General features: G+C 42.3%; 5 protein-coding genes. All 5 read left to right on the top strand.

The annotated features are described in order from the left end of the window. Nucleotides 1-1,375: C25 family cysteine peptidase (locus U9O96_05215; protein MEA2054499.1), on the top strand; the 1,375-nt coding region annotated here is incomplete at its 5' end. 168 nt (nucleotides 1,376-1,543) lie between these two features. After that, nucleotides 1,544-3,421, top strand: coding sequence for an amino acid permease (locus U9O96_05210; GenBank protein ID MEA2054498.1), 1,878 nt, complete (start codon nucleotides 1,544-1,546; stop codon nucleotides 3,419-3,421). Nucleotides 3,422-3,483: 62 nt separating this feature from the next. Beyond that, nucleotides 3,484-3,906 (top strand): hypothetical protein, encoded by a 423-nt coding sequence (locus U9O96_05205; GenBank protein MEA2054497.1) that lies wholly within the window; start codon nucleotides 3,484-3,486, stop codon nucleotides 3,904-3,906. A 355-nt stretch (nucleotides 3,907-4,261) separates the two neighbouring features. Then, the gene (locus U9O96_05200; GenBank protein MEA2054496.1) at nucleotides 4,262-5,197 is read left to right on the top strand and encodes a transcription initiation factor IIB; all 936 of its coding nucleotides are present in this window, start codon (nucleotides 4,262-4,264) and stop codon (nucleotides 5,195-5,197) included. A gap of 2 nt (nucleotides 5,198-5,199) precedes the next feature. After that, complete coding sequence (locus U9O96_05195) at nucleotides 5,200-5,790, top strand: RlmE family RNA methyltransferase (protein ID MEA2054495.1); 591 nt, start codon at nucleotides 5,200-5,202, stop codon at nucleotides 5,788-5,790. Nucleotides 5,791-5,935: the final 145 nt, after the last annotated feature.

Below are 5,935 nucleotides of genomic sequence, written 5' to 3'. Positions count from 1 at the left end.
GGAGTATGTAAATGAAATGAGTATTGAGATAAATTATATTCCTCCTGAAAAGCCGTTGCTTGACAATGATGCTTATGACTTGCTCATTGTATCGCCATCTGAGTTCAGCAACGCTCTGCAGCCATTGGTAGAGCATAAGGAAAGCTATGGTGTGAAAACGATGCTCGTTTCACTTGATGAAATATATAACGGCAATTATTTCACCGTTCAGGGAAGAGATGGTGCAGAGAAAATAAAATACTTCATCAAGGACAGCATTGAGGAGTGGGGTATAAAGTATGTAATGCTTGTTGGAGATATAGAAAAAATGCCCATCCGATACATCTGGTTTATTTACCGGAATGGAATAAAATTTTATTGGAGAGATATGCCCACGGACCTTTACTATGCTGACATCTATGACTCTGACGGAAAGTTTTCCTCATGGGACAGTAATAACAACGGCAAATATGGCGAGCAGTACGTTGACGGTGGCGGAACCAATGACGATATGGATATGTATGCCGATGTTTATGTTGGAAGGCTTGCATGCCAGAATAATTTTGCAGTTAAGACGATCGTGGATAAATTAGTATCATACGAGGGCAAGGCATTCGGCGAAGATTGGTTCAAACGTCTTATCCTTATAGGAGGAGATACGTTTCCCGGGTGGGGGGTGGTGGAGGGGGAATTTATGAACCAGGTTGTTGCAGATGAAATGCCGGGCTTTGAGTCCATAAAAATATGGTATTCACTTGGAAATCTGCGCGCACTTTCCATTGAAATGGCGATGGAAAAAGGTGCCGGGTTTGTCCATTTCTCGGGTCATGGATTTCCATGGGGGTGGGGAACTCATCCCATAGATGGAACCAATGATGAGTGGGTGGGGACATACTATACCCCCTACATAACCGCCCTCTTCAACAGATATAAGCTTCCCGTAATTTTCTTTGATGCATGCTCCACGGCAAAACTGGATTTAAGCCTGTCGGATTTTGAGGAAGAAACAGGAATTCCAATGCCCAATATATCTGTTTCGCTGCCCTGCTTCGCTTGGTACTTTGTCCAGAAAAGAGGAGGAGGAGCGATAGCTACGGTCGGTTCAACCAGAGTGGCATTTACAGGAGTCAATGAGAATGGGCCTTTCTTTGGGGCGGGCTATCTGGTCTATAAATTCTTTGAGGGATATAAGGAGGACACAACACCGTCAGAAATGCTGGTATATGCCCAGAATGAATACATGAATAATGTATGGAAAGACAGGTGGTCGATTTCTGAATTTGTACTGCTCGGTGACCCATCACTGCATATCGGAGGATTTGAGTCACCCCTTCCACGCAATAAATTGCGCGGCTTTCTCCTCAGGGGGAAGAAAACGCCTATCGGCGTTTTATAATTTTCCAGGCAATTCATCCCAGACCTAGAGGTCTGGGTTTTCTCGCTTGGATTTCATAAGAAACAAAGTGATATATATTCACCGGGCAATGCCTCAAAAGATAAAAATGCTGATGCATTGAATTATACAAGAAAGTTTTAAATTCAGGGATAAGATTAATCCGACAAGATGGACCATGGAAACGGGAAAAAGAACAGACATCTCAAAAGAGATCTTGGATTGCTCGACATATTTTGTATAGCATCGGGGGCTATGATCAGCTCTGGATTATTTATTTTACCCGGATTAGCATATGAAAAAACCGGTCCAGCCGTTATTCTTTCATATTTAATTGCAAGTCTTTTGGTCATACCTGCCGTGCTTTCTAAAGCCGAACTCTCCACTGCTATGCCTAAGGCTGGCGGAACCTATTTTTTTATAGATCGGAGCATGGGACCTAGAATGGGGACAATTGGCGGATTTGCTGCATGGTTTTCCCTGGCATTTAAAAGTGCTTTTGCCCTGGTGGGGATAGGTATTTTTGCTTTATTGCTTAATCCGGGCTTTACGGAAATGCAGATGAAATTTATTGCCGTTGTATTTTGCATAATTTTTACTGTCATCAACTTAATCGGTGTTAAACATACAGGAAAAACCCAGATAGCCCTGGTTGCTGGTCTTATTTCTTTACTTGTTTTATATATTGTAGCTGGCTCTTTTCATGCTCAACTTTCCAGATTCACCCCCTTTGCCCCCCTGGGTTTTGGTTCTGTTTTTTCGACTGCGGGCCTAATTTTTGTTTCCTATGGGGGACTGACAAAGATTGCGAGTGTGGCAGAAGAGATAAAAAATCCCGGGCGAAATGTTCCTCTCGGAATGTTTTTTTCATGGGGAATAATTTCTTTACTTTATGTTTTGGTTATTTCTGTAACAGTAGGTCTGGTGGAGCCTGCTCAACTGCAGGGCTCTTTCACACCAATTTCACTTGGGGCGGGGACTTTCATGGGAGAAATTGGTGTTGTGGTAATGTCGATTGCTGCAATTCTAGCTTTTATCTCTACAGCTAACGCTGGATTATTGGCTGCATCCCGCGATCCAATGGCTATGGGAAAAGACGAACTGCTACCGGGCTTTTTTTCACGGATGTCCAAACGTGGAACTCCAAGTTTTTCCATACTCTGCACTTCCGCTTTCATGATTTCCGTTATTTTGTTTTTAGATCTAGAAAGCCTTGTCAAGACGGCTTCGACTCTGAAGATTCTACTGTTTCTATTTGTAACTCTTTCTGTTATTGTAATGAGAGAGAGTAAAGTACATAACTACAGACCAAAATTTAAATCTCCTTTATACCCCTGGGTTCATGTAGCGGGAATCGCTGGATATGTGTTTCTCATTTTCGAGATGGGGCAAACTCCAATTCTTATAACCGGTGCTTTCATCGTTTCTGGGTTGAGTTGGTATTTAATTTACGCCAGAAATAAAATAAAAAGAGAATATGCCCTCCTACATGTGATCGAAAGGATTACTGGAATTAAATCTACCGGTTATTTATTGGAAGAAGAACTAAGAGAGATTCTGATGGAGAGAGACAATGTCACCGAAAAACGTTTTGAAAAGTTAATAAAAAAATGCGTTGTTTTAGACATTGATAAAGTCCTACCACCTAAAGAGCTTACAAAATTGTTGGCACATAAATTGGCAGATAGATTGCATATTGAGGAGGAAGAGTTATATAAACGGTTTAAGGGAAAAGAGAAAGATTCCAACATAGTTATACGTCCGGGTATTGGCATTTTTTCATTTATTATTAAGGGGCATAATAAATTTGATATTATTCTAGTCAGGAGCAAAAAAGGCGTTATCTTTTCCAATGGAATCCCTCCAATACATGCCTTCTTTGTGATTGTTTCTTCTTCAGACCAAAGGAATTTCTATATGCATTCGCTTATGTGGGTAGTTCAAATTTCAGAAGAAACCGATTTTGAGAAAAAATGGTTAAATGCAAAAAACGATAAAGAGCTACGGGACATCATTTTATCAGCATGGGGGAATAGAAAGTCCATATAACCGCCCCATTTATTTGGCTTCCATAACATGAAGGTTTATATGCATAAAATTGTTTTAATCCCATGCAATATCATATCCCCAGCGGCGAGGAAATAGTTGTGGCAATCTATAAGGCTTTAAAGAAGCACGGGACTATCGACTCCCAGAAAAAAATGAGGGATATGGTCATGGAAGAACTCGAAGTATTGGATAAAAAATATAGGGTGAGTCCTCAGAGAGTTAGAAAACTGGCTGTCAGGGCAGGCTTTATAAGAATGGAGATAAAATCGAGGGAGGGAGAGGGAGAGCTTGTAAGATGCCCCGTCTGTAATTCGAAATTGAAAAAGATAAAGAATTTCTCCCTCTGGGGGAAGGAAGTCATAATAGGTTACAGATGCACTGTCTGCAATTACAAAAGCGGTGTGAAAAGACAGGTGCCCACGAGGTACATATTCCATCTCAATGAGGGTGCAAAAAGAGGCAATGACAATGATGGGCAATTATGAGAAGTATTGCGGGTTCGTAAAAGGTGGTGGGGCTAAACCTAAACCTTGGTTAAAATAGATGGATAGCCCGAATTTATCTTGCTGGATAAACTGCTTTAGTAAATAGGAATATTAGCCCTGCCATCCAAAACGTTCCATAATCCCGATTTGGTGATGTAGAAAAGACGGTTCATGCCAAAAAATTTTACAAAAATCGATGCCTAATTATAGTGGATGTAAAGATATGAGTTGGTAAACACTATTGTCACAAAATCGAGAAAAACTCTTTTTTCTACACCACCTCCCGATTTCGCACAAAACTTTATATATAACATATACATTCGAGAGCAAAAGGTTTAAAAACTTTGGGGATAAAATGTCGAGAAATAAGAAGGTTGAGATAGAAGAAGTAAGTAAATGTCCCGAATGCGGGTCAACGCGCCTTGTTCAGGATTACGAAAGGGGAGAACTAGTTTGTATGGAATGCGGACTGGTAATTGATGATTCCTACATCGATCACGGGCCCGAATGGAGAGCATTTGATGCCGAACAGAGGGATAAGAGGGCTAGAACCGGCGCTCCGATGAATTATGCCGTTCATGACAAGGGGCTTTCCACAATGATAGGCTGGAAAAACAAGGACAGCTACGGCAAGTCGATTCCAACGAGAAATAGGGCACAGCTTTATAGGCTAAGAAAATGGCAGAGGAGAATACGTGTAGGCAGTGCATCCGAGCGTAACCTCGCATCCGCCCTTTCCGAGCTGGACAGGATATCATCTGATATGGGGTTGTCGAGAAATGTGAGAGAAGCAGCTGCCATGGTATACAGAAGGGCCGTAGAAAAGAATCTCATAAGGGGGCGATCTATTGAAGGCGTAACCGCCGCTGCCATCTATGCTGCATGCAGGCAGTGTGGAGTGCCGCGCACCCTTGATGAGATAGCAAATTCGTCGAGAGTTGACCGAAAGGAGATAGGGCGAACATACCGTTTTATTGCAAGAGAACTTACGCTGAAACTCATGCCCACTTCCCCGCAGGATTATACGGCAAGATTCTGCAGCAAACTCACCCTCACCGAGGACATAAAATCAAAAGCCCTGGAGATACTCCAGCAGGCTGAAGATAAGGAATTGACGAGCGGAAGAGGACCGACTGGAGTCGCCGCAGCAGCGATATATATTGCATCTATTTTGTGTGGAGAGCGAAAGACACAGAGAGAGGTTGCGGATATTGCAGGGGTAACAGAGGTTACAATACGAAATAGATACAAGGAATTGGCCGAAAAACTCGACCTCGATATTGTACTTTAGTAATGCCGACGCGATGGTATAGGGAGCTGAAAAAAGAGCGCTACTATAGGAGCGCAAAGAACGAGGGATACAGGGCTCGTTCTGCTTACAAACTGTTGCAGATAAATCAGAAATATAGGATTATTAAACGCGGAGACGTTGTGGTAGATCTTGGCGCTTCTCCTGGAGGGTGGAGCCAGGTGGCGGTCAAGCTTGGTGCCAGAGTTATTGCCGTTGACATACAGGACATGCAGCCAATAGAGGGTGTAAAATTCATCCGGGGAGACATAACTGATGAAGAAACATTGGAACAACTGAAGCGGGAAGCAAAAGATGTCGATGTAGTTATATCGGATATGTCACCGAACTTATCTGGAAATTATGTTATGGATCAGGCGAGAAGTGTATGGCTCTCCAGGAATGCACTGAATGTGGCACGCATCTTACTTAGAGAAAATGGAAATTTCATATGCAAGGTGTTCGTAGGGGAGGATTACTCACAGTTTCTGAAAGATGTAAAAGAATATTTCAGGGTTACAAAGCCTTATTCCCCACAGGCGTCCAGAAAAAGGAGTTCGGAAATATACGTGGTGGCAAAGAACTTCATTCCCTGACTTTCTAGGTCATTGTAACTTTCTTACTTCTCACCCAGGTAACAGTTTCATTACTTCTCGGGGATGTTTTACCCCTCCCCAGACCATTTTTTGCTGTCCCTCCAGTATTACATTCCAGTATTTGAAAAACTTTCCTCCTATGGAC

This window comes from Candidatus Thermoplasmatota archaeon (assembly GCA_034660695.1).
Taxonomy (GTDB): Archaea; Thermoplasmatota; E2; order UBA202; family DSCA01; genus JAYEJS01.
The sequence above is the reverse complement of the archived record's forward strand: the minus strand, read 5'-3'. Positions and strand labels throughout refer to the sequence as shown.

Bases quoted from the DNA above. Each gene is read 5' to 3' on its own strand.
- U9O96_05195 (MEA2054495.1), top strand. From the start codon at position 5,200: ATGCCGACGCGATGGTATAGGGAGCTGAAAAAAGAGCGCTACTATAGG.
- U9O96_05205 (MEA2054497.1), top strand. From the start codon at position 3,484: ATGCAATATCATATCCCCAGCGGCGAGGAAATAGTTGTGGCAATCTAT.
- U9O96_05200 (MEA2054496.1), top strand. From the start codon at position 4,262: ATGTCGAGAAATAAGAAGGTTGAGATAGAAGAAGTAAGTAAATGTCCC.
- U9O96_05210 (MEA2054498.1), top strand. From the start codon at position 1,544: ATGGACCATGGAAACGGGAAAAAGAACAGACATCTCAAAAGAGATCTT.